Source organism: Stenotrophomonas sp. NPDC047960 (assembly GCF_043204395.1).
GTDB lineage: Bacteria > Pseudomonadota > Gammaproteobacteria > Xanthomonadales > Xanthomonadaceae > Stenotrophomonas.
Window position 1 is genome coordinate 472,815 of the sequence record NZ_JBIDBX010000001.1, and the last position, 22,899, is coordinate 495,713.

Here is a 22,899-nt window from a genome sequence, read left to right on the forward strand (position 1 = left end):
CGTGCGGCTGGGCCTCAAACTGTTCCTAGGCTTTTTCCTGATCGTGGGCATCGCCGCATTCTTCGTGATGCGGGTCTTCGTGAATGAAGTGAAGCCCGGGGTGCGCCAGGCGATGGAGTCCACGCTGGTGGATGCGGCCAATGTGCTGGCGGAAATGGCGGCCGCCGACCTCAAGGCCGGCCAGATCCGCACGGGCCCGTTCGTGGCCAACCTGGCCCGGGCGCAGCGGCGCGATCCCAAGGCGATGGTGTGGCGCTTTCCGAAGCGCAGTCTCGACTACCGCGTGACCATCACCGATGCGCGCGGCATCGTCGTGTATGACTCCACCGGTCAGGACATCGGCCGCGACAACTCGCGCTGGAATGATGTCTACCGCACACTGCGCGGCGAGTACGGCGCGCGCTCCAGCCCGGAAAGTCCCGGCGATGAGGTGCATTCGGTGATGCACGTGGCCGCGCCGATCCATGACCCGGCCGATCCGACCAGGTTGATCGGCGTGCTCAGCCTGGCCCAGCCAAACCGCAGCATCGATCCGTTCATCGCCGCCAGCCAGCGCGCCATCCTGCAGCGTGGGGCCTGGTTGATCGGGCTGTCGGCGCTGGTCGGGCTGCTGATGACCGCCTGGCTCATGCACGGCGTGAACCGGCTCAACCGCTACGCCAGGGCGGTCAGTGCCGGTGAGCCGGTACCACCGCCCAAGCCGCGCCGCGACGAGATCGGGGACCTGGGCCAGGCGCTGGAGACCATGCGCCGCAAGCTGGAAGGCAAGGCCTATGTAGAGCAGTACGTACAATCGCTGACCCATGAAATGAAGAGCCCCCTGGCGGCGATCCGCGGCGCGGCCGAGCTGCTTCAGGAGCCGCTGCCCGATGCCGACCGGGTCCATTTCGCGCGAAGCATCCAGGGCCAGGAACAGCGCCTGACTGAAACCATCGACAAGCTGCTGGCGCTGGCTGAAGTGGAACAGCACGGCTGGCTGCAGAAACGCGAACGCATCGCGCTGGCACCGCTGCTGCGGGCCGCCGCCGATGCGGTTGCTGTGCGCGCGCAGGCCGCTGCGGTCGCGGTGGACATCGAAGTGGCCGACGGCCTGGAGATCCAGGGCGACGCTTATCTGCTGCGGCAGGCCCTGAACAATCTGCTGGAGAACGCAGTGGCATTCTCCAGCCCGGGCAGCCGGATCCAGCTCGGCGCATCGCGCGAGGGCGACGGCGTGGTGCTGCGCGTGGCCGACCGTGGCAGCGGGGTGCCGGAATACGCGCTGGGACGGGTGTTTGAACGTTTTTATTCGCTGGCGCGGCCGGCCACCGGCCAGCGAAGCTCCGGGTTGGGGCTGTCGTTCGTGCAGGAGGTGGCGCGCCTGCACGGCGGCCGGGCAGAGTTGTGCAACCGCGAAGGCGGTGGGGCCATGGCGTCACTTCACATCCGCTTCAAATAGAGCACAAACCCCGCACACCGGCCGTGCTGAAGCTGGCACCCTTCCCAACCGAGGACGGGTGATGAAATCCCTGAAGATGCTGTTGCGGTTCGCCATCGTGGGCGGACTGATCCTGTTGCTGCTGATTCCGCTGATGATGATCAAGGGCGTGATCAGCGAACGCGAGGCGTACCGCGACCAGGCTTACCTGCGCGTGGCGCAGAGCCGGGCCGGCGCGCAGACCCTGACCGGGCCGATCCGGGTGGTGCCGTGGACCGACACCCGCCAGGTCGAAGTGATCGACGCGGCAGGTACCAAGAAGATCGAAACGCAGGTCGAGCAGAGCTACTGGCTGCAGATGCCGTCGAAGCTGGTGGTCGATGGCGGCATGCAGCCGGACGAACGCCGGGTCGGGCTGTTCCGCGTCCCGGTCTATACCTGGAAGGCAACGGTCAGCGCCGAGTTCAGCGACGACGACTATCCAGTGAAGGCGGGGCGGGTGTACGGGACACCGTACCTGGCCGTGGGTATTGCGGATGTGCGCGGCCTGGTCGGCTCGCCCGACCTGAAGGTGGACGGCGAGGCGCTTACCCTGCAACCCGGCATCGGAGATGTCACCGGCATCGGCAAGGGCCTGCACGTGCCGCTGCAGGGCTTTGCCGAGAGCAGCGGCGGCATGCTCGCGTCCAGCAAGGTCGAGCTGTCACTGGTGCTGGATGGAACGCGCTCGCTGGCGGTGGTGCCGGTAGGCGATGACAGCCGCATCGCGATCCGCTCGCCCTGGCCGCACCCGCTGTTCGGTGGCAGCTTCCTGCCCAACGAACGCAAGGTGGGCGAGAAGGGGTTCGATGCGGAATGGGCAGTGTCCTCGCTGGCGTCCGAAGCGCAGCGCCAGCTGCGCGACAACCGCGACGTGGAGCCGGAAACGGTAAGCGTGGAGCTGGTCAATCCGGTCGACATCTACACCCAGGCCGACCGCGCCAGCAAATACGGCATCCTGTTCATCGTACTCACCTTCGTGGGCTTCATCCTGTTCGAACTGATCAAGCGCCTGCGCATCCACCCGCTGCAGTACCTGATGGTCGGCCTGGCGCTGGCGATCTTCTTCCTGCTGCTGCTGAGCCTGTCCGAGCACATCCCGTTCTGGGTCGCATACGTGGTGTCGGCGGTTGCCTGTATCGGACTGCAGGCGGTGTATCTGTCCGGTGTGCTGCGCAGCTGGGTGCGTGGCCTGGGCTTCGCCGGCATGCTCACCGTGTTGTATGGCGCGCTGTATGGACTGCTGGTGTCGGAGAACAACGCGTTGCTGATGGGCTCGCTGCTGCTGTTCGCGGTGCTGGCCACGGCGATGTGGATCACCCGCCGGATTGATTGGTACGAGCTGGGCGCAGGCCTGCGGTAACACGCCGGCTGCATCGCACGCAGTGTCGTGTTCGGCGTTGCCCGGGCCGGCATGGCACAGGCTGTGCAATGGCATGGGTGGTTTTTGTGGGTGATCAGGGTAGGGTCCGGTCGGTAGTCGCCGGCTTACAGGACCATGACCAACCTGACCCCACCACGTGTTGCCGGCGATGTTGATCGTCCATTCCGGCGCCTGCCGGACCGGCAGGGTCCATGGAGGGTGGCCACCCCGGCGCCGGTGTCGGTAGACAACGGCGCGCGGGTTGCTCCCGCCCGCACCCAGTGGCTGTCAGGCGTGCCGCAGCAGGAACTGGACGCGCTGTCGGCGGCATTGCGGAAGGGGCCGTTGGATGCGCACTTCTTTCTGACCCTGGAGCCCGGTTTCCACCGTACCGTCTTGGCCTCCCACATGGCGCAGCCATTGGTGGATGACGCCTTGGGACATCTGCTTCCAGCAGGACTGACGCGGGCACAACGCGCCGCGTGGCGCACTTGCCTGACCGGGCTGCTGACCCTGCCGCGGGTCGCCTGGGAGGTCGAGTGCGTCGGTCTGCGTGGGCAGTTGTCGGCCGCGGTGGCCCGGCGCAATGCGCTGCTCGGGGCGGTGCGCGAGGCCCTGTATCGGCCCGTGGACATGCCGCGCCGCGCTTGGGACGCCGCGCTGGCGGCGCGGCCGACCGCGAGCATGGACTGTCGGACGGTAGCCTGCGCGCTGCAGCGCACCCCGACGGCAACACAGCGTGCGCGCGCGCTGCAGCAGCTGCGAGGTTGGCTGCCGGGGCTGCCGCAGGCTGAAGTCGAAAGCGCGTTGGCACGTGCGGCGGCACTGGCAGCCCGCGATGGCACCGCCATTGATGTACGTACAGCACTGCCGGCACTGTTCAACGCGCTGGATGAAGACCGCTGCGCGCGGGTGTCCGACGCCCAGCGGGCCGAAATTCTCGGCCACCTGGAAGGGCTCGCTGGCGGCGCTCTCGAACCGTTGCTGCGCACCGGCGGCGGGGACGGCGACGATCTGGGGCGGTGGTTGTTGTCGGTGGCAGACCGCGCCGGTCGCTGGGATCCATCAGCACCGGGCCTGCGCCAGGTCGTGGCCGAGGCATTGCTGTTCGCGGCATCGGTGAGCACTGGCATGCAGGCGCTTTGCGCCCGGGGAGTGTCAGTCGCGTGCGCTGCGCAGGGTAGTGTGTGGAGTCCGATCACACCCGGACATGTTCCCGCCGTGGTCGGCCCAGCCGTGCGATCCGGCAGCGGGGGAATGTTGCCTTCGGTCGCCTCGGCTGCGCCGCCGCGCGGCGGGCGCGGCCTGCTGGCGTTGGCGGGTGGATTGGTGGGGAGCGGTCTGGCGCTGGCCGCCTCCGGCTGGCATTGGATATCCGCGCCAGCCGACACCGGCACCGCAACGCCGGGCGACTGCACCCGGGCAGCCATCGCGCTGCTCGACACGCTGGTGACGGTCGACGGCACGGCCACCGTGTGGCGTTCGATGTGGGAGCAGGTCCAGGCAGCGCCAGGCGACGATCCAGAAACCCTGGCAGCAGCGGTCAGCGCCACATTGCTTGCCAACGACGTCGCCCGCGAGGTGGCCCTGCTGTTCGATCCGCATAGCGGGGCGGGGCCATCAAATACGTCGTCCTTCGCGACACGGCAGCGCCGTGCGGTGGCCGTGCCGCCGACGCTGCAACCACATGAGGTCCTCGACCTGCATGCGGCGAGCCTGCGGTTGGCAAGGGCTGCACGGCAGGCGCCGCCGCCTGCCGCCGCGTTCGATGCAATAGTGCTCGGCCAGGGCGACCCCGCACTGCTGGCGGCGGTCCGGACCCGGATGCTCGCCTGGCTGCGGTCCAGCGGGGAGAACGCTACCGTCCAGCATGCAGCACTGCGGGCGGCCTGGCGCGACCTGGTGCTTTCCGACCAGGCGCTGCAACAGGTACGCGATGAGTTGCCCCAGCTCGACCGCCATCTGGCCCGGTCCGTGGCGTCGGACATCCGCAACGTCACTGGACAATGGTTGGATCCAGGCCAGATCTATCTCAACACCTTCGCGCAGAGCGAAACGCGTGCAACGTGGGAGGCCAGGCAATTCCGCGCGCCAGGCGCGGCGTTCCGTCGCCCGGGGCATCGTGTGTCGCCTGACATGCGCGTGCGAAGCGAACTGGTGAGCGCGCATACGCTGGTTGGCGCCGCACTGTTGCCGCAGGAGGCCGAGGTCGAGCGTTCCGGGCTGTACTACAACGCGGCGCAGGAGATCTATTTTCCGGAGCAGGAATGCGCGACGCTCACGTTGCCCCAGTTCAACCAGGCGGTGGCCGGGCGCGATTACCTGACGGCTTTCGCAGCGCACTATCGTGCTTTCGCCGCCGGGGACGCAGCCGGGCAGGCCACGGCCGTGCGCAACCGGTACATCGACGCGATCGCGCGTCGGCTGTCGGCGACGGCGGTGCTGCTCGAGGCCGTCGGCCAGCTGGGCGTCCAGGAAGGCGCCCTCGTGGCGGACCTGCTGATGCAAGGGCCCGGGCAGCAGGCTGGAACGGATCCAGGCCGCCCTGCAGGGGCGTCCCGCGGGCGCGTCCACGTACGGCTGCTGACGGGCACGGTCGATGGGGGTGTTCCGGTGACACTCCACGGCGTCCTGCTGGTCCATGCCGCGCGATCTCCTGACGATGGCCGGTCGCCGGTGCTGGTATTGAGCCCATCGCGGACACCTGCGCTGCAACCGTTCGTTTCGGCGGAGGCCGCGTTGTGCCAGCTGACCACGGAGGTGGCGCGGCGCCTGTCCGAATGGGTACCGGCTGGAGAGCACGCGCAGTGGCGACAGGGCGCGGTGCCGATCAAACAGGGGGACGTCATCGAGGGCGATTTCCGCGCCGTGCTGTTCCGGCAGGCGTTGCAGCTGCGTCTGGCCCAGCTGGATGAGCGCAGGGACCGTCCGGCGCCGGCCCGGCGACACGCCTTCAACGCGCTGGAGCGCGAGCTGGCGCAGCTGCACCTGCCGGTGTCGATGCCGGTGATGGCCGCTGCCGCCGAGTTGGCGGCACGCGATCCCGTAGAGCTGGCCGGCAGTGATCGGGTGCACTGGTCAGCGCGGTTGCCGCCCGGCGGACCAGGAACCCTGCGCAATGCCGGGGACGACGATGCACGCTGGCTGCATGCCCTCGCGGCCGGGCGCGGGCTCCTGGACGCACGCTATCCCCGCCTGGCAGCGTTCATCGAGCAGCGCCTTGACCAGGAAATCCTGCGCCGACACCAGGTGGTGCTGAGCAGCCGGAGCTGCTACATCGTCGAATTCAATGGCGGTGTGCCCAGCCCTCAGACCCGGAGCGGGTGGGTGCACAGTACGCTGCAACGGGTGCGTTCGGCGAGCTTCGCTTACCTTGCGATGACGCGCGGCGATGCTTTCATCGACCGCAATGCCACCTTCATGGGCCTTTACACCACGCCCGAAAGCGTGGTGTTCGATGAGAACAACGAGGTGGCCGACCTGGAGGCGAGCCAGCTGCTGGCGATTGTCCGGGAGCTGGATCTTCAGGGCGAGTATCTGCAGGCGCTGGACGCGTTCTGGACGACCCAGCAGAGCGAACTGCTGTCGGTGGTCCGCGGCTCGTACCTGTTCTCCTGTTGGCAGCAGTATGCAGAAGGTTCCCTGTCGAGCCGGGGCCTGCAGCTGGCGTTGGCAGGCTTCGGTCAACTCGACGCCGCCAGGGCGCAGGATTCTGCGCATGCATTGCAGCCCGTCGGCGCCGCACGCGCAGGCTGGCTGCAGATTCATGGCGTGAGTTCCACGGTGCTGCATCTGTCCGATGCCCGGGGGCCGGAGGTGGTCCTTTACTGGGCCAGTGATGCGCACCGCTTCCACGAATTTGCCCATGACGCTGCGATGATGCGCTGGCTCGAGCAGACCGCGGCACAGGAGGACGGCCGCGCGGGGATCGAAGCGGCCTTCGACCTTGCCGACCTCCAGCAGGGCTGGTTCTCGGACGGCGTGCACCGTTCGCTCGGCGGCGGTGCCGTGGCCATGTTCGGCAGTGGGCCACTGAGTTCGCCGATCACCGGGGATCCGTCGCTGGCATTGGTCCACAGGCTGCGTGACCGGTCGCGCCGCGATGCAATCACTCTGTTGACCTCGCCCTGGGAGTCGTTCCGGCACCGCTGGATTGAACGCCTGGCGCGCTTCAACGAGGCTGCGGGGATCGCCAGTCTGGTCATGCCGACACTGCTGCCCGTGGTGTTCATGGGCTCGGCGGCGGAATTCGCGCTGGGCCTGGATGAGGCGCTCGACGCGCACACCGAGCAGGCGCGGCGGGCGGGTGCCGTGGCAGCGGCCAGCGGCCTGCTCGGGGTGGTCCTCTCCGCGCCGTTGGGTACCGCACGCGTCGCCTCGCTTGCCGCAAGCGACGGGGCGCGCCTGCAGCCCGCAGTGCAGGCGCCGCTGCTGGATGGTGCGAGCGACCCGCTGGAGCACGTTGCAGAACGTTTTGCACAGCCGGTGGAAGTGGCCGGCCCACGCGCGGCCGATAACGGCGTGCACCATCACCTGGGCAAGCAGTACATCGAACAGGCCGGCAGAACCTACGAGGTGTTCTTCGATCATCCCCGCGGCACCTGGCGGCTGCGGCACCCGGCGGGCGGCTTCCATCATCAGCCGGTGCGGTTGAACGCAGCGGGATGGTGGGAGCCGCACAGCGACGTCGGGCTGCGCGGTGGTGCGCCGAACCGGGCCGGGCCTGCGGGGTCGGCCGAAGGACGCTACCGGGGCGCCCTGGCCGCCCGCGAAGACCAGCTGCGGGGAGCCCCGCTGAGCAGTGGCGCATTGGACTTCAAATGGGGAAAGGACCACTGGCAGCGGGTGGTGCTGCCCGAGACGGTGGGCGATGCGGCGTCGGTGGAGCGGATGAAGGCGCTGTTCGTGTCCGGCGACCTGGACCCGGTACAGCAGGGGGCGTTGTCGGTGGTGATCGCGAGGCTGGACAACCTGCTGCGCTCGGAGCGCCACATACGCTCCGCTGCCGCGCTGCAGAAGACGATCGAGGAGGCCGGCGGCCACTTCGTTCCGGCTTCCCAGGTACTGCTCGCCGACGGCGGCGCAGGCATGTGCACGGCGCTGTCGCGCATCATGGCGGTGGCGCTGGCCCAGGGGGAGGAGACGCAGCTGCTGGACCAGCTGCGCCGTGCCATCCACCGTCCCGCAAGTGCGTTGGCAGCAAATGTGCGTGAGGTACTGCGCGATGCACAGGGGGCGGGCCTGCTGCCCGGCTCGCTGTCGGCCCCGTCGCTGATCGGCATTACAGAGTTGGCCAGGCTGCTGGCCACCACCTCCGGGAGCGCCGAGTTCATCCTCAGTGGTTCACGCCACAGCATGGCCTGCGCCGTGCGTGTTGCCGACAACGGGGAACGGCTGCTTTTTTTCTTCGACCCGAACAAGGGGTTCTTTTCACATTCCAACGCAGTGCGCTTCGACCAGACGCTCACCCACCTGCTCACATCGCGCCATCTCAGCAGGCTCGACAGCCCGGTGGCGACGCAGCGCGTCCAGGAGACACTGGCGGAACTGTATGGTGGTTTCGAGGGCACTGATGAAACGGTCAAGTTCCACCTCCGTCAAGTGAACACAGGACGCCTCCACGCACAGGCCGCAATCCGAGGCTGGACATCCCTTTTCGAGCATGTTCCGTGAGGTTGCGCGCCACCCTACGATTGCCGCACGGTCGCAATCGGCATCGCGCACTGTCCTGTCCGCCAGTCACCACGGGGGCGGGGTTGCATTGACGTGCGATCAGTCTAGGGTACCGCCTGTCGTCTGCCCACAGGACCACGGTGAACCCGATTCTTCCTGCCTCCGACCCGGTCGTGCGCGCGCCTCGACAATCGATACCCGGCGCCGATCTGCGCAGCGCAGCGGCGCCATCGCTGCAGCGGATCCAGAACAGGTGTCCGGCGGTGCAGGAATGTGCTCTGTGGCTGTCGGATGTGCCGCAGCGGGAACTGGATGCACTGGCGGCCGCATTGCGGCGCGGGCCGCTGGATGCGCATTTTTTCCTGTCGCTTGCGCCAACCTTCCACCGCACGGCGTTGGCCGGGCCCATGGCACAGCCGCTGGTGGACGATGCCCTGGCGCGCCTGTTGCCACGAGGCTTGCCACGTGCGCAGGTCGCTGCGTGGCGCCAATGCCTGGCTGGACTGCTGGTTCTGCCGCGCGCGGCCTGGGAAGTTGCCTGCATGCCGATGCGCGCACACCTGACCCATGCCGCTGCGATGACCAATACCTTGTTGCGCGCGATGCGCGATGCACTGTATCGACCGCATGACCTGTCCGTCAGCGAGTGGAATGCACTGTTGGACGAGCAGCGCAGCCGCGGCGTGCACGATTGCCGCGAGGTGGCGCGGAGCCTGCAGGTCGAGTCGGGTGCGGCGCGATGCGCGATGGCCCGGGAGCAGGTGGCGTGCTGGGTCCCCGGCCTCGCGGTCGATCGGCTGGAGCGTGCTGTTTCAGAAATGGCCGCCGTGGCCGATCGGGACGCGGCGTGCATTGATCCGCGCATGGCCTTGCCCGCGCTCTTCGATGCCGTGGATGCCGAACACCGCGCAGTGATATCGGACGCCGGGCGGGCGGCGGTGCTGTCGTCACTGGAGACGCTGGCAGGCGCTTCGGCCGCACCGCTGTTGGCGACCTCTGGCGGCCCCGGTGATGCCTTGGCTCAACGGCTGTTGGCGGTTGCCCACCGTGCCGCACCTGGTCCCGGTCGACTGCCGGGGTGTGCCCAGGCGCTGGGTGAAGCGCTCCTGTACGCATTGTCTGTGATACCCGGCCTGCGGACGCTGGGCACCGGGCCGCGGGCGGCGCGTGGCGTGGCCGCTCCCGGCCCTTGCGGCGCCGCCGCGGTGCCGCTGCTGCGGCCACCCGGCGCCACCGCGGCCGCGACATCGGGCGCAGCGTCGCACGGCGGTCGTGGCCTGCTGGCGCTGGCGGCGGGGTTGGTAGGCGGTGGCGCAGGCCTGGTGGCCCTGGGCTGGCGCTGGGCGGCGGGCCAGCTCCCCCGCGATCCGCTGCCTCTGGAAGTGCAGGACGCAACCCGGCTGCTCGACAGGGTCATCGCACGCGACGGCGGGGAGTCCCTGTGGCATGCGATCTGGCAGTGTGTGCAGGGTCCACGACGGGAGCGCCCGGAGGCGCTGGTGTCTGCCATCGGCGACCAGCTTCAGGCGAACCAGATCGGCGGTGCGGTGGTGGCAACGCTCGGTGTGGGTGCTGGCAGCGACGAAACCCCAGCCCCACCCCGGATGCGCCGCGCTGCGGAGACCATGCTGGTGCCGCCGGCCGACCATGCAGGGCAGCGGCGGCACGAACAGCTGCAGCATGCCAGTGCAGTGTTGATCGAGGCCGCGCTCCGCGCCCCGGAGCCCGCCGCGCTGCCGTTCTCGGGTGGCGGAAACGCGGAGGGTGGCCTGCTGCGCTCGCGACTGCTGACCTGGGTCCAGGCGATGGGTGACAACGCCAGCGCGCAACATGCGCGCCTGCGTGCGGCTACGCGGGATATTGCCGTCTCCGAGCGGCACCTGATGCAGGCGTGGGCTGCGCTACCGCATCTCGATGCCTACCTGGCCGAACAGGTCGCCACCGATCTGCAGTCGGTTACCGGGCACTCCATCGATCCGTCTAAGATCCGGCTGAATACCTTCCAGGTCAGCGAAACCTGGAAAGCGTGGGAAGCGCGCCAGCTGCGGCCTCCCCGCACCGTGCTGTATCCCCGTGTGGGCCAGGAGGCGCTGCGCCAGCGTGTCCGCAGCGGCCTGCTCAGCTCGCGCACGCTGGCAAGCGCCGCGTTGTCGAGCGTCCCGCCCGATCCGGAGTTCGCGGGGCTGTATTACCGGGGCACGCCGGATACCTATTTTCCGGCCCAGGAGTGCCGGGAACTGACCTTGGCGCAGTTCACCGATACCGTCGCGGGACGGGACTACATGGCCGGGTTCCGTCGCCGGTTCGACGCCGTGGTGGAAGCGGCTTGGCACGGTCAACCCAGTACAGCCTCGCAGCACTATCTGGCTGCGGTGAGTCGCCGCCTTTCCGGTGCCGCAACGCTGTTGAATGCCGCCGGCCGGCTGAGCGATGACGCCCTTGCGCTGGTACAGGTCCTGGTCGATTTCCCGGCGCGGTTTGACATGGTCGAGCCCGCCAATGGCCGTGCGCTGGCGATGCCGGGGCGGCAGATCGACGTGCACGCATTGGCGGCCAATGCCAGCGGCCGCATGGTGCCGCTGCACGGGATACTGCTGGTTTCAGCGGCGGACGTGGCGGCGCCGGTGACGTCGCAGGTGCTGCTCATCAGCGACAACCGCTTTCCCGCAGTGGAGGCATTCGCGTCCCGCCGCGTCGCACTGCAGCGGCTGGCCACGGAAGTGCGCCAGCAACTCCCGCTGCGGGTGGCAGTCAACGAGCATGCGCTATGGCAGCGCGGGCACCTGCCGGTGGTGCCCGCGCACATGCTCGACGGCGATTTTCGCTGGACGTTGTTCAGGCATTCTCTCGATCTGCGCCATGCGCAGCTGCGCCCGCCCGCACCACGCAGCCCGGACCGTGTGCGTCGCCACTTCAACGGGCTGGAGCGGCTGCTGACGTCGGCCCGGACACCGGTGCCGCTCCCGCTACTGGCCGCTGCGGCAGAGCTGGCTACCCTGACGCCGGCAGATATCGCAGCTCGGGGCGCTGCGCACTGGCTGGCCCGGTTTCCGGCCGACACCCCGGGAGCGCTGCGTAACCTGGGCATGGACGGTGCGCGTTGGTTGCATGCGCTTACTGCCGGGCGCAGTCTGCTTGCAGGCAGCTTCCCGAGCCTGGGCCATTTCGTGCGGCAGTGCCTGGAGGGTGAAATCCTGCAGCGCTACGGCACCGCCGTTGACAGCGAAGGGGCCTACGTCGTGCTCTTCAGCGCGGGCACCGCCAGCAACCAGACGGCCAGCGGCTGGCGCCATACGCACGCCCAGCGCCAGTCCGCCATCACATTTGCCGAATGTGCCATGTCCCGCGGGCAGGGCCTGGACGATGTCCCGATGGAACGGCTGGGGCTGTATCGCAGCGACAACGCAGACTTCTTCGATGAAGGCAACGAAGTGGCCGACCTGCTGCCGGCGCAGCTGCTGGCGGTCGTGCGCGGGCTGGATGTACAGAGTGCCTACCTGGCAAGACTCGAGGCGTTCTGGGGGCGGCATGAAGACCGGGTACGGACGATCCTGCGCGGGAACTACCTGCATTCGTGCTGGCAACTGTATGCGGCGGGCTCGTTGTCGCTGCGCGGCACGCAGCTGGCACTGGGCCTGTTCGGCGACATGGATGCCCGGCAGTCGCAGGATCCGGCCTACACCCCGACGCCCCGCAATGGTACGCAGGCGGGGTGGTTGAACATCCACGGCACGGCCTCGACCCTGTTGCACATCAGTGACGCGCAGGGGCCCGAAGTGCTGCTGTTCGTGCCGCACCGGGGCGGCCGGTTCCATGAATTCTCAAGTGATGCGGATCTGATGGGATGGGTGCAACGGCTGGCCGCCAGCAACACGGGGCAGGCGTGGCTGGAATCGGCATTCGATCTGGCCGATCTCCAGGACGGTTGGGTCTCCAATGGTGTGCATTCGGCGCTGGGCGGTGGCGCACGCGCCATGTTCCATGATGGACGCCTGACCAGCCCCATCGAGGGTGAGGCGTCGGTCGCGCTGGTGCGCCGATTCCGCGAGCGTTCGCGGCGCGACGCGCAGACGCTGATGACCTCGCCATGGGAAGCATTCCGGCAACGCTGGATGCCGCGCCTGGAGCAGTTCGAAGACGCGGTGGGCCTGGCCAGCGTGTTCATTCCGGCGCTGCTGCCCGTGGTGGCGGTCGGCGGGCTCGTCCAGCTCGGTGTGGGCGTGCACGAGGCAGTCACGGGCCAGACGCAGGAGGCACGTGAGGCGGGCGCCCGCACAGCGGCCGTCGGGGTGCTGGGCCTGGCGCTGTCCGCGCCGCTGGGCACTGCGCGGATGGCCGCGCTTGCGGACCATGAAGGCGCCCGCCTGGTCCCGGCACTGCAGGTCCCGGTGTTGCCGCAGGGCCCCGATCCGCTGCGGCAGCTGGCCGAACGCTACTCGCAGCCGGTGAGCCTGAGCGGAATCCGTGCGGCCGATAATGGAGTGGTCCACAACGCGGGCCGCGACTACATCGAGCAGGGAGGGCACACCTACGAGGTCAGCGTGGATCGCGCGCAGCGTACCTGGCGGCTGCGCGACCCCCGGCCTGACAGCGCCGCGCATCTGCCGGTGCGGTTGAACGCCGACGGCCTGTGGGAACCACACGCGCCGTTGGGGCTGCGTGGGGGCGCACCCGAGGCGGTTGTGGGCCAGGTGCCCGTGCGCAGGTCCTCGCTGAACCTGGCCTACCGCAACGCCCTGAACCTGCATCTGGAGCGGCTGCGGTCGCCCTCCCGGGATGCCGCCGCAGCGGACTTTGAATGGGGGCGCGAGCACTGGCAGCGGGTCGTGGCGCCTTCGTCGATCCACGACGGAAGCAGCGTGGCGCGGATGAAGGAGCTGTTCGTTTCGGGCGTTCTCGATCCGGTCCAGCTGGGCGCCCTGTCGGCCATCATCGAACGGCTGGAAAGCACCTTGCGCGCCGAGCAGTACGCCATGATGGAAGTCCTGGTGGCCCGCGAGGTCAGCGCGGCCGGAGGACGATTCTATCCGGCCTCGCAGGGCCTGCTGGGCGAAGCCAGCGGCTCGGCGGCGGGGATGTGCACGGGCTTGTCGCGGATCATGGCCGTGGCCCTGGCACGTGGTGAGGAGGCCGTGGTACTCGACAATCTCCGCCATGCCATCGCTGCACCGCTGGACGCCCGGTCAGCGGCCATCTTCGCTGCCGTGCGCGATGCGCAGGGGGCCGCCCTGGAACGCGGCACCATGTCCTCGACCTCGCTGATCGCCACCTCGCAGTTGCCGCGGTTTCTGATGGGCGTGGCCGACAACGCCGAGTTCATTCTCAGTGGCAGCCAACACAGCATGGTGTGCGCCGCACGAACATCCGCAAACGGCCAACGGCTGTTGATGATCTTTGACCCCAACAGCGGCTTGAAAGTCTGCGCAAGCGAAGACTGCTTTGCCCGGTTGGTGAACGCGCATTTCAGTTCGCGGGTATTTGCCCATGTGCTTGGGGCCGACGACGGGGCGTTGCCGCAGACGTTGGCTGAACTGTATGGGGCGTTTTCCACGCCAGGCAGCACCGGGTTCCAGTTCCACCTGCGGCAGGTCAACGCCCCGCGGCTGCAGGCGCAGGCCCAGGCCCGCGGCTGGCAGCGGCTGCTCGAGCCGCTGCCGGCCGCGGGCGGCGATGGCTAGATGACGACATGGCCGGGCGGGCTCAGGCGTTCGAGCAGGGTCAGTATCTGGGCTTCATCCAATGTACCGCAGCCAGTGGTGGCCTGGGGCTTGAAGCAGGCATCGAAAATGGCATGGCGTTCGCCCACGCGCGCGCCGTCGGCATGCAGGCGCTCGACTTCGTCGCGGAATCCGGCGTCGCGCTGCATGAGTTCCTGGGAGAGGTGGACCGACCCGCCCGTTTCGGAGATCAACTGAAAATGGCGGTCCGGGTCGTCAGTGACGGCGTTGGACGCAAAAAGCACGCCCTCGAGCTTGCGGAACTTGTCGAAGCTGGCGGTGTTGATCGCATCCAGGGTGGCATTCTGCGCGTGCGTTGCCAGCGTGGAGCAGTGCACCCCGCGCTGCCCGCCCCAGCGGGTGAAACGGGCAGGGCCTGCGGTCAACACGCCGCCGGGCGCGACCTCCAGCGTGGCGGGCATTGGCAGCAGCGGCAGGTTGTCCACGTCGGACCACACCCCACCCTTGCGTGCCAGCAGTTCGGTCTTGATCACGTCCGCAGCGGCGGCTGCATGCGCGCGGCTGCCCGTGCATGCGGCCTGGAACTGCCGGTAGCGCGGCGTCTGCTGGAACGCCTGGAACCAGCCCTCGGCGGTCAGCGCTTTCACTTTCACGCCGGAGTTGCGCAGCAGCGCATGGATGCCTGCGGCATCCGCCGGCGTGTCGGCCATCATGTGCAACCGCGATTGCCAGGCCGGATTGGATTCTGCAATGGCGGTGACGGTCTGCAGATGCCGGGCGAACGCGCTGGCCGATCCCTGCCAGTACATGTGAATCTTGTTCGGCACCGGTAACGGCGAGGGGCGGTTGGCCACGCTCAGCAGGCCGGTCGCGCATGCGCCAGCGCCCGGGCCGGGGATGGCGGGTGTGTTGGCCGCTACCGGCCGTTCCGTGCCCGGCGCCGCCGATGGGGTGCGCCCGGTCGGCGAGTTGCGGGTGATGGGGGGCAGCGGGGCATCCATCGGTGACTCCGGCAGGGGTGAACCGCCATTGCTACCGAAGCCGCCGCGCCTGTGCAACGTGTGCAGCTGCCATGTCGGCAGGGCGCTGGCCGGGCATGCGCACGCCTTTCCTGCCAAGCATCTCCCCGTGCCTGCGGCGCATGGCAAGCCGGGAAAGCGTGACGCACATGCCTGCCTTGATTGATGGGGTGATGTTCCAAGCAGTTTTTCGATTCATACAATCACTGGATGTGATCCAGATATGCGACGCAGAGCCATTCTGCCCGGCGATGGATGCGGCAATGTTGTGCCGTTTGCGACAGCAATGGCGGCGGCAGGTCGTCTGCCCGGCGCGAACCGTCCACGCCACTGGGCGCACTCCAAAGCTGGCGGACAAGGATCATTCTTCACGTCCAATTTATACCGTGTGAGGTCTGATCCCATTACGGGGAAACCAGAAAAAGGCCATACGGACAGCAGGGTTCCGACTGCCACGCGCAGGCGAAACCTGTGCGGAACGTGCGTCTTTGGATGTGGAGAAATCTATGTCAAGCGTCCTCAAATGGAAGGAAGTTGCGGGCATCCCCTCGGACCGCGCGGCACTGGCCGGTCAACGCATTCGGATCTTCGTTGTTGATGAGCTCTCTGGTGAGGAGCTCGAGCGCATCACGTTCCTGCCGGCGAAAACGCGGTGCGGTTACTGCCTGTGGACGAAGGACTGCGCCACCTCCATCAATGCGCGTTCTTCGCTGGTCCGGGCCGGGGTGCTGGCAGATGACGGCACCTTCAGGACAGAAGCCAGTAGCTACCTCAACAGGATTCATGCTGCCATCGGCGGGCTTCGGGTGTTCACCACGGCCTTGCACCAGGACAACTGGGTGGCGGCAGGCAGCATTTCCTTGGCCAGGGAGCTGAGCCAGGGCGAAGCGGTGGTGGTGCAGGTGCGCAATGAAGCCACCGGAAAGGTCTATGAAACGCTGACCTTCACCGCCAGCAAGGACCGCGCCAAGGCCATTGAATGGCGTCAGGATCTGGCCAGGCATATCAACGACAAGAGCCTCTATATCCAGGCTGGTCGCCTGTATACCGACAGCGAAGTCGACAAGGAAAAGATGAAGACAGCGGGCCAGGCGCTGTTCTATCCCACCCGGCAGGACAACAAGCTGTGGATCCCGAAGGGCTCGGAGCTGAAGGTGACGTGCGAGATTGTGTCGTGGCGGAATATTGGACAGATCCGCTCCGACCGCGGCGCGTTGCCCAGCCAGAAGATCACGGCCTTCGTGATTGACGAAGCAACCGATGAAGAGCTTGAGCGCATCACCTTCACCCCGGACCGCAAGCGGGCCGGCTACTGCGTGTGGACCAAGGACTTTGCTTCGGTCATCAACGCCAAGTCCGCATTGATCAAGGCCGGGGTACTGAGCAGCACGGCCGGATTCAACACGCAGGCCAGCAGCTACACCAATCGGCTGCATGCCGCTCGCAGCGATATCCGCGTGTTCACCACAAGCCTGCACCAGGAAAACTGGGTCGATGCGGGAAGCATACCGGCGCGCAAGGATCTGGCAGCCAATGAGGCGGTGATCGTGCGGGTATGCAACAACGCCACCGGCAAGGTGTACGAGACGCTGTTGTTCACTGCTGCCAAGGACCGCACCAAAGTGGCGGAATGGCGGCAGGATCTGGCCAGGCACATCAACGCCAGGAGTGCGTACGCCAGGGCGGGACGGTTGTATACCGACCAGGAAGTTGACAGGGAGAAGATGAAAACGGCGGGGGCCGAGCTTGTCTATCCCTCTGCGACGGAGGCCAACCGGTTCTGGGTACCGGCCGGCTCGTACCTGAAGGTGACCTGCGAGGTGGTGGCCTGGATCGACCTCAACCAGATCCGCTCGGACCGGGCTGCGCCGGGCAGGAAGATCACCGCATTCGTGCTGGACGACGCCACCGACGAGGTGCTGGAGAGCCTGCCCTTTACGCCAGCGAAGGGCCGCGAGAGCGATTGCCTGTGGACGAAGGATTTTGCCGCCAGCATCAATTCCAGATCAAAGTTCATCAAGGCGGGGGTGCTGAAGGCCGACGGCAGCTTCAAGCTGGAAGCCAGCAGCTATCTCAATCGCATTTACACCCTCAATCCGGACGTGCGGGCGTTTACCACCGGGCTGCACCAGGACAACTGGGTTGAAGCGGGAAGTATTCCCGCGCCGAAGGATCTCAAGCAGGGCGATGTGTTGACGGTGCGGGTGAGTGGCCCGACGGGGAGGATACTGGAGACGCTTTCCTTCACGGTAGGGAAGGACCGCCTGAAGGCGATTGAGTGGCGTCAGGACCTGGCGCGGCACATCAATGACAAGAGCGTCTACCTCAAAGCCGGGCGGCCCTATACCGACAAAGAGGTGAGCAAGGAGACGCTGGCCAGGCAGGGGCACGAGCTGTTCTATGCGTCCACCGGCAAGAACATCATCTGGGTGCCAAGGGGCTCGGGGCTGAGCGTGGAACTGGATGATTGGCTGAAGGAATCGACAGCGCCTGAGCCGATTCCCTATGCGGTGGAGGTTGATCCGCTGACGGGAAACTACCAGGCCAACGTGAAACTGGGAACGTTGGTCGGGAACAAGGGCCAGGGGCCATCTCTGGATCTTGTATTCAACGTATCAAAGCAGCGGGCGGAGTTTCAATTTTCTTTCCTGTCCATGAGGTGGGGGGGCGATAACAAGGGAGGGGCTGAGCTGACCATATCTCTCTCTACCGGGGAGATGCACACTTTCAATCGGGAGTGGGAGCATCATTTCGACACGATAGTTTTCTCAACATTCAAGGTCGTTTTCCAGGATCAGTACAATTGTAAAGTCATCCACAGGGACGGGACAGTCGAGGTGATGCTCGGCGTTCGCAGTGTATCGGAGGAACTGGGTTCGGAAAGACTGTTCCTGCCGACATCTATCAAGACGCCGACGGGGCATGGGCTGAACCTTTCGTGGATCAAGCATGAGGCGTTGGACGCAATTTCACGCTACACCCCGGAAGGCTCTGTCCGGATGTATCCGATCATGACGCTGCTTCGCTCCATTAAGGATGACGACGAGACGCTGCTGGAGGCTGACTTAACGTCCAATAGCGCCACCATCACGCTGTATCCTGGGAATCTTTCCAGGCGCGTTATCTATGACTTTGATTTCGAAGAGCGCGACGCGTCAACATTCTATTTGCCAGTGACTCGCGCCGAATCAAGCAGGCTCAAGTCCATTGCGTCAAGAGGCAATGTGTTGGGCCCCTCGTCGCTGAAGTTTGAGTACAAGGACAAGCGGCTGTCGAAAGTGGAGTCAACAGCTGGAGCGCAGGACACGCTCACCTACGACAGCAGTGGAAGAGTCCGTACGCACGGAAGGGCCGCCGGCGAATTGCCAGGCACAACCTCCACCTACGGATATTCGGTTGAAACCGATCCGCAATCAAAAGAGACCCGGTCCAAGATCACCATTGAGCGCCAGATGGGGGCATTCAGGTCGACCGATACCTTCGTCTTTGACAAGCAGGGCAGGCTGGTCCAGCGGACGATGGTGCAGGGCGATTGTTCAATCACCACCAAGGTGACGCACCAGACCGATGCGAAGACGGAGATTTCCACTGTAAAGACGGACACGATCTTCAAGCAGGGATCGAGATCGCGCACGGAAACGTCGCAATCGACGTTCGACACATTCGGGAATATCATCAAGCGTACAGAAAACGGAATCACCAAGGAGTGGACCTATTTCTCAGGTGAGCCCACCAAAAAGCGGATTGAATCCAGCAGACAGCGAGTGGATGCCCAGGCATCTGTAATGGGGCTGATCTTTGGATGGGCGGTTGACTTCGCCAACCCGATTGGCTGGGGTATGAACATATTCTCCAATCGCGGTTTTACCTGGGGAACGGACTACGAGTACGAGATTCATCTGTTGCCCTCCAGGACCACCACTGCGAAGGCCACCTACAACCTGCCCATGGACCTGGTCTGCCCGGGCGATCCCAACTTCTTCACCTGGCTTGTCGCCTCCGAGCGGGTATACACCCAGGTAGACGGCAAGCGGGTGGACCTGCATTGGAGCTTCTTCGGGTACGGTACCATCGCAGTCAAAGCGGGCGACAAAGACCACCCCGCGATCCTCCCGACCAAGAAGCTGACCCTGATCGACCCGGTGTCTGCCGACGGCAGGAAGGCGGACAGCTACAAGGCCGGGGAAGTGGAGGAGCTGCAGTATTACGGCGACCCGGCGGTGCCAGCCAGTCACGGACGGGTCAAGAAGAGCACGTCGTGGCTCCTGGATGAAAAAGGGAGCAAAGTCGACAACTCCAGCGACGAAACAAGCTACGCCTACAAGATCCTGGACGGCGGGCTGCTGGAGACAACCGTCCACTCGGGCCTCGGTTCGACCACCAACACCGTGGATACGTCGACAGGCCAGACCGTCAAGGCGGTGGATCGGTTCTCGAATGTGATCAAGCGCGAGCACGACGCGCACGGACGCCTGAAGAAGGTGGTTGAACGTGATGCAGCCAACGCAGCGTTGGGCGAGGTTGAGAATCGTTATGAAATCCTTCCCGGTGGAACCCGCATCGAAACGCATGCAACGAACGGCGGCGCCCAGCGTGTTCATTACGATCTGCTGGGGCGGCCGACCAGAACCCAGATCTGGATCAGTCCGGCACTGGGCTGGCGGACGCTGTCGAGCACGGAATACGACGGACTGGGGCGGATATCCCGCGCTGTCGAGTGCGATTATCACCTGAATGGCCGATTGCTCAGCAGGGATGCCCAGCGTTCCTCGTACGACGACTGGGGCCAGCTATGCAGCGTGCGCGGCGAGGGCGGCGGATGGGTGACCCATGTTTCGCATGACCCGATCGCCCGGACACGCACAGAGTGGACCGAGGTGGAAGGCGTGGCCGGCCCCAGGTCAGTGACGACGTATCACAGCAACGGTGCGCCGCTGAAGATGTCCCTCCTGGATGCGAAGGGAACGTTGCTGGACGAGGTCGAGCATTCCTACACGGCAAAGTACGAGCTCAGCCAGGCAAAGGGCAAGCACCTGCCGGCGTGTACGTATGAGTATGACCACTATGGGCGCCGGGTAAAGCAGGATGTCGGTGGAATTGTCATAAAGAACCAGTACCCGGCGCACATCAAGAAGGCGATAGCTACCAAGGCAACGATCTGGGACGGCTACGATTACAGTGTCGGGGCACAGGTGGTGGATGAGCACGCCCGCGTGACCCGGTTTGAGCGAAATGGCCGGGCGATCAACTACACGTATAATGATGAAGGCCAGCGCACATCCTATGTAGGGGTGGAGAGCACCCCCTCATCGGTGGAGCCGCTTCGCCCGGCAAAGCACGAGCAGGCCTACGACGCGGAACGGTTCCATCTTTCCGAGAAGTTCCAGGGCAAGGCCGGCCTTCTGGTTGAGAGTTCCTATCGCTACTCGCTTCGGGGTCGTTCGGTCGAGGTAGCCGATCCATTCGCGGGTAGAACGTACTACCGGTACGACCGGTTCGGTCGTTACGTCGGTTCCACCAATCCGCTGGTCTACGCCACGACGGTGCTGGATGGCCAGGGTCGCGTGCGGGAGGAGACTGTCTACGACAAGTTCTCCGCGGTGACCGCCACGATTGCCTATCGTCATGATGCGCTTGGGCGGGAGACGGAGCGGTGCATCGCCGTGCCAGGATTCGATGATTTCATCCTGAGGCGAACCCTGGACGGCGCGGGGAGGCTGATCAGGGCCGATACGATCACGACGAAGGACGCCGAAACCCTGGTGCGCGATGAGCGCTTCAGTTATGACTCGCATGGGCGGCTGGAGAAGTACGTCTGCAACAAGGGGGTGGGGCCGGTGATTCCGGGCGGTCATGAGCTGATGGAGCAGACATTCCAGCATGATTCCGGAGGTATGAACAAGTTCCTGACCAAGGTACGAGATGGGAAAGATGCATATACCTCTGTCGCAACCGATTACACCTTCAGGGCGGCTACTCAGACGGGAAAGATCAGTACGGGCGAGATTGACGACATGATCGGCGCAATCAGCGTTTTGAGGATAACGCACGATGACCACGGCAGACTGTCTGCCATGGGCAGCGTCAGTACCCGCGGCAAGCGCGTGTCGTTGTCCTACAACAAGAAGGGCAGGCTCCACGCGGTCGAGCAGGACGCGACGCAGCCGGTGGTGAGTTACGCGTACGATTATCACGAGAAGCTGGTGTCATGCATCAGCACGGAATTCACCGACGACCTGCTTTATCGCGGAGGCGAACCTTATGGACTGGTCCGCAAGTGGAGCAACGCGGATCTCGGGTCCCGCCATATTGCGCTGCTGAACGGAAGTGCCGCCTGCCATGTGCAGCGGGTGACCACGCTGCCGGGCAAGGGATCGAAGACCACCCGCCATACGCTTGAGATCAAGGACGCGCATGGAAGCCTGGTGGCGAGCTACGATCTGGCGAAAAAGACGGTCAGGACGTTTGCGTACACGCCGTACGGGTATCGAAAGGTGGATGCGGACGATACCAGCTGGAAGGGGTTCAATGGGCTGTATCTGGATTCACATCTCGGGGGAATCTACCACCCCGGTGACGGCTACCGCGTCTACGACCCGACCCTCCAGCGCTACCATGCGCCCGATGGCGAAAGCCCGTTCGGGCTGGGCGGGGCCAACTCGTATGCCTATTGCTACCAGGACCCGGTCAACAACATGGATCCGAGCGGACGCGTGGTGGTCGGGCGGGATCCCGTCCGCACCGGCAGCTACCTCAGCGATCCGCTGGGCAACGAGATCTTTTTCGCAGTGATCGGGATCGGCCTGGGTATTGCCACTGGCGGGGCCAGCCTGGGGTTGACTGGCGCCTTCTTTGGCGGAGTAACCGCATCGGCGTCGGCGGGATTGGGGTTCGCAGCGCTTGCGACCGAGTCGAGCAATCCAGACCTTTCAACTACGCTACGGCTCTTTTCGTTTGCGGTGGGCTTCGATGGCACCTTTGGTTCGATAAAGCCACACAACCTCAGCGGAATTGGGCGCGGCATAGCGGCAGGGGCGGCAGGTCTGAGAGGCGCACGTGCAGCAGTAGGGGCGGCACGTGTGGCGGGCGTACGTCAGGCGAACGGCATCCCGGGCGATATAGTCCCCGTTGCCCACGGGAGTGGAAGTGATATTGGAAACCTCTACGTCGGCGGTGCGCATACACGAAGGCTGGTCATCAACGGGCATGGATTCCCAACCGGTACTCGATTCCCTCTTCCAAAAAATACAGCGATGGAGTTCTATTCGCCGAAAGGAGCGTACATCAGGTCATGGTGGGATGATCTGGGTCATCGGATCGATGCAGGACCCATGAGGCCGCGGGTCGGTAAGGTCGATTCGCCGGACTATTATCTCAGCAATCTCGATGCCGATTTCTGGCAGAAAGCAAACATGCCGGCGGCGAACCTGGCAGACATGCCGGCCTTCTACCGGGATCTCGCCATTGCAAAAGGGGTGGATATTCTGGAGGTGACCAATGATGTCACCCTGAGCATGGTCTTCGACTGGCTTCAGACGCAGAACAAGTACGACTACGGGAGCGTTGCGGGACACTTCTGTCGGGGCACCATCAAACCGAACATATCCGAGCCCCTCCGCAAGATTGCACTGCGCTTTGGGCTTGAGGATATGGCCCCCAACGCTTGGTACGCATGGTGGACATGAATGTCCGCAAGCCCGTGTGGCAGGG

Annotated in this window: 7 protein-coding genes; 6 read left to right on the forward strand and 1 reads right to left on the reverse strand. The window is 65.5% G+C overall.

Annotation, left to right across the window (positions count from 1 at the left end; genetic code table 11):
* The first annotated feature begins 1 nt into the window (after position 1).
* The 4 genes from creC (at position 2) to ACGFZ3_RS02400 (ending at position 14,170) form a co-directional block, all read left to right on the forward strand.
* A complete protein-coding gene (creC, locus tag ACGFZ3_RS02385; protein WP_392915894.1) occupies positions 2–1,438 on the forward strand; it encodes a two-component system sensor histidine kinase CreC in 1,437 nt (478 codons plus the stop codon).
* A gap of 61 nt (positions 1,439–1,499) precedes the next feature.
* Entirely contained in the window at positions 1,500–2,819 is a 1,320-nt protein-coding gene (creD, locus tag ACGFZ3_RS02390) for a cell envelope integrity protein CreD (protein ID WP_392915896.1), read from the forward strand.
* A gap of 912 nt (positions 2,820–3,731) precedes the next feature.
* Positions 3,732–8,492: a dermonecrotic toxin domain-containing protein gene (locus ACGFZ3_RS02395; RefSeq protein ID WP_392915899.1), complete on the forward strand. Its 4,761-nt coding sequence runs from the start codon at positions 3,732–3,734 to the stop codon at positions 8,490–8,492.
* A 263-nt stretch (positions 8,493–8,755) separates the two neighbouring features.
* Positions 8,756–14,170 (forward strand): dermonecrotic toxin domain-containing protein, encoded by a 5,415-nt coding sequence (locus tag ACGFZ3_RS02400; protein ID WP_392915901.1) that lies wholly within the window; start codon positions 8,756–8,758, stop codon positions 14,168–14,170.
* On the opposite strand, the gene ACGFZ3_RS02405 is transcribed toward ACGFZ3_RS02400, so the two are convergent.
* Complete coding sequence (locus ACGFZ3_RS02405) at positions 14,167–15,171, reverse strand: hypothetical protein (protein ID WP_392915904.1); 1,005 nt, start codon at positions 15,169–15,171, stop codon at positions 14,167–14,169. The two genes, ACGFZ3_RS02400 and ACGFZ3_RS02405, sit on opposite strands and share 4 nt — an antisense overlap.
* Positions 15,172–15,266: 95 nt before the next feature.
* Here ACGFZ3_RS02405 and ACGFZ3_RS02410 point away from each other — a divergent pair, with 95 nt between their 5' ends.
* The gene (locus tag ACGFZ3_RS02410) at positions 15,267–15,581 is read left to right on the forward strand and encodes a hypothetical protein (protein ID WP_392915907.1); all 315 of its coding nucleotides are present in this window, start codon (positions 15,267–15,269) and stop codon (positions 15,579–15,581) included.
* Between the two features lie 114 nt (positions 15,582–15,695).
* Positions 15,696–22,874: an RHS repeat-associated core domain-containing protein gene (locus tag ACGFZ3_RS02415; protein WP_392915910.1), complete on the forward strand. Its 7,179-nt coding sequence runs from the start codon at positions 15,696–15,698 to the stop codon at positions 22,872–22,874.
* Positions 22,875–22,899 lie beyond the last annotated feature (25 nt).

Bases quoted from the DNA above. Each gene is read 5' to 3' on its own strand.
- creD (WP_392915896.1), top strand. From the start codon at position 1,500: ATGAAATCCCTGAAGATGCTGTTGCGGTTCGCCATCGTGGGCGGACTG.
- ACGFZ3_RS02405 (WP_392915904.1), bottom strand. From the start codon at position 15,171: ATGGATGCCCCGCTGCCCCCCATCACCCGCAACTCGCCGACCGGGCGC.
- ACGFZ3_RS02410 (WP_392915907.1), top strand. From the start codon at position 15,267: ATGCGCACGCCTTTCCTGCCAAGCATCTCCCCGTGCCTGCGGCGCATG.
- ACGFZ3_RS02415 (WP_392915910.1), top strand. From the start codon at position 15,696: ATGTCAAGCGTCCTCAAATGGAAGGAAGTTGCGGGCATCCCCTCGGAC.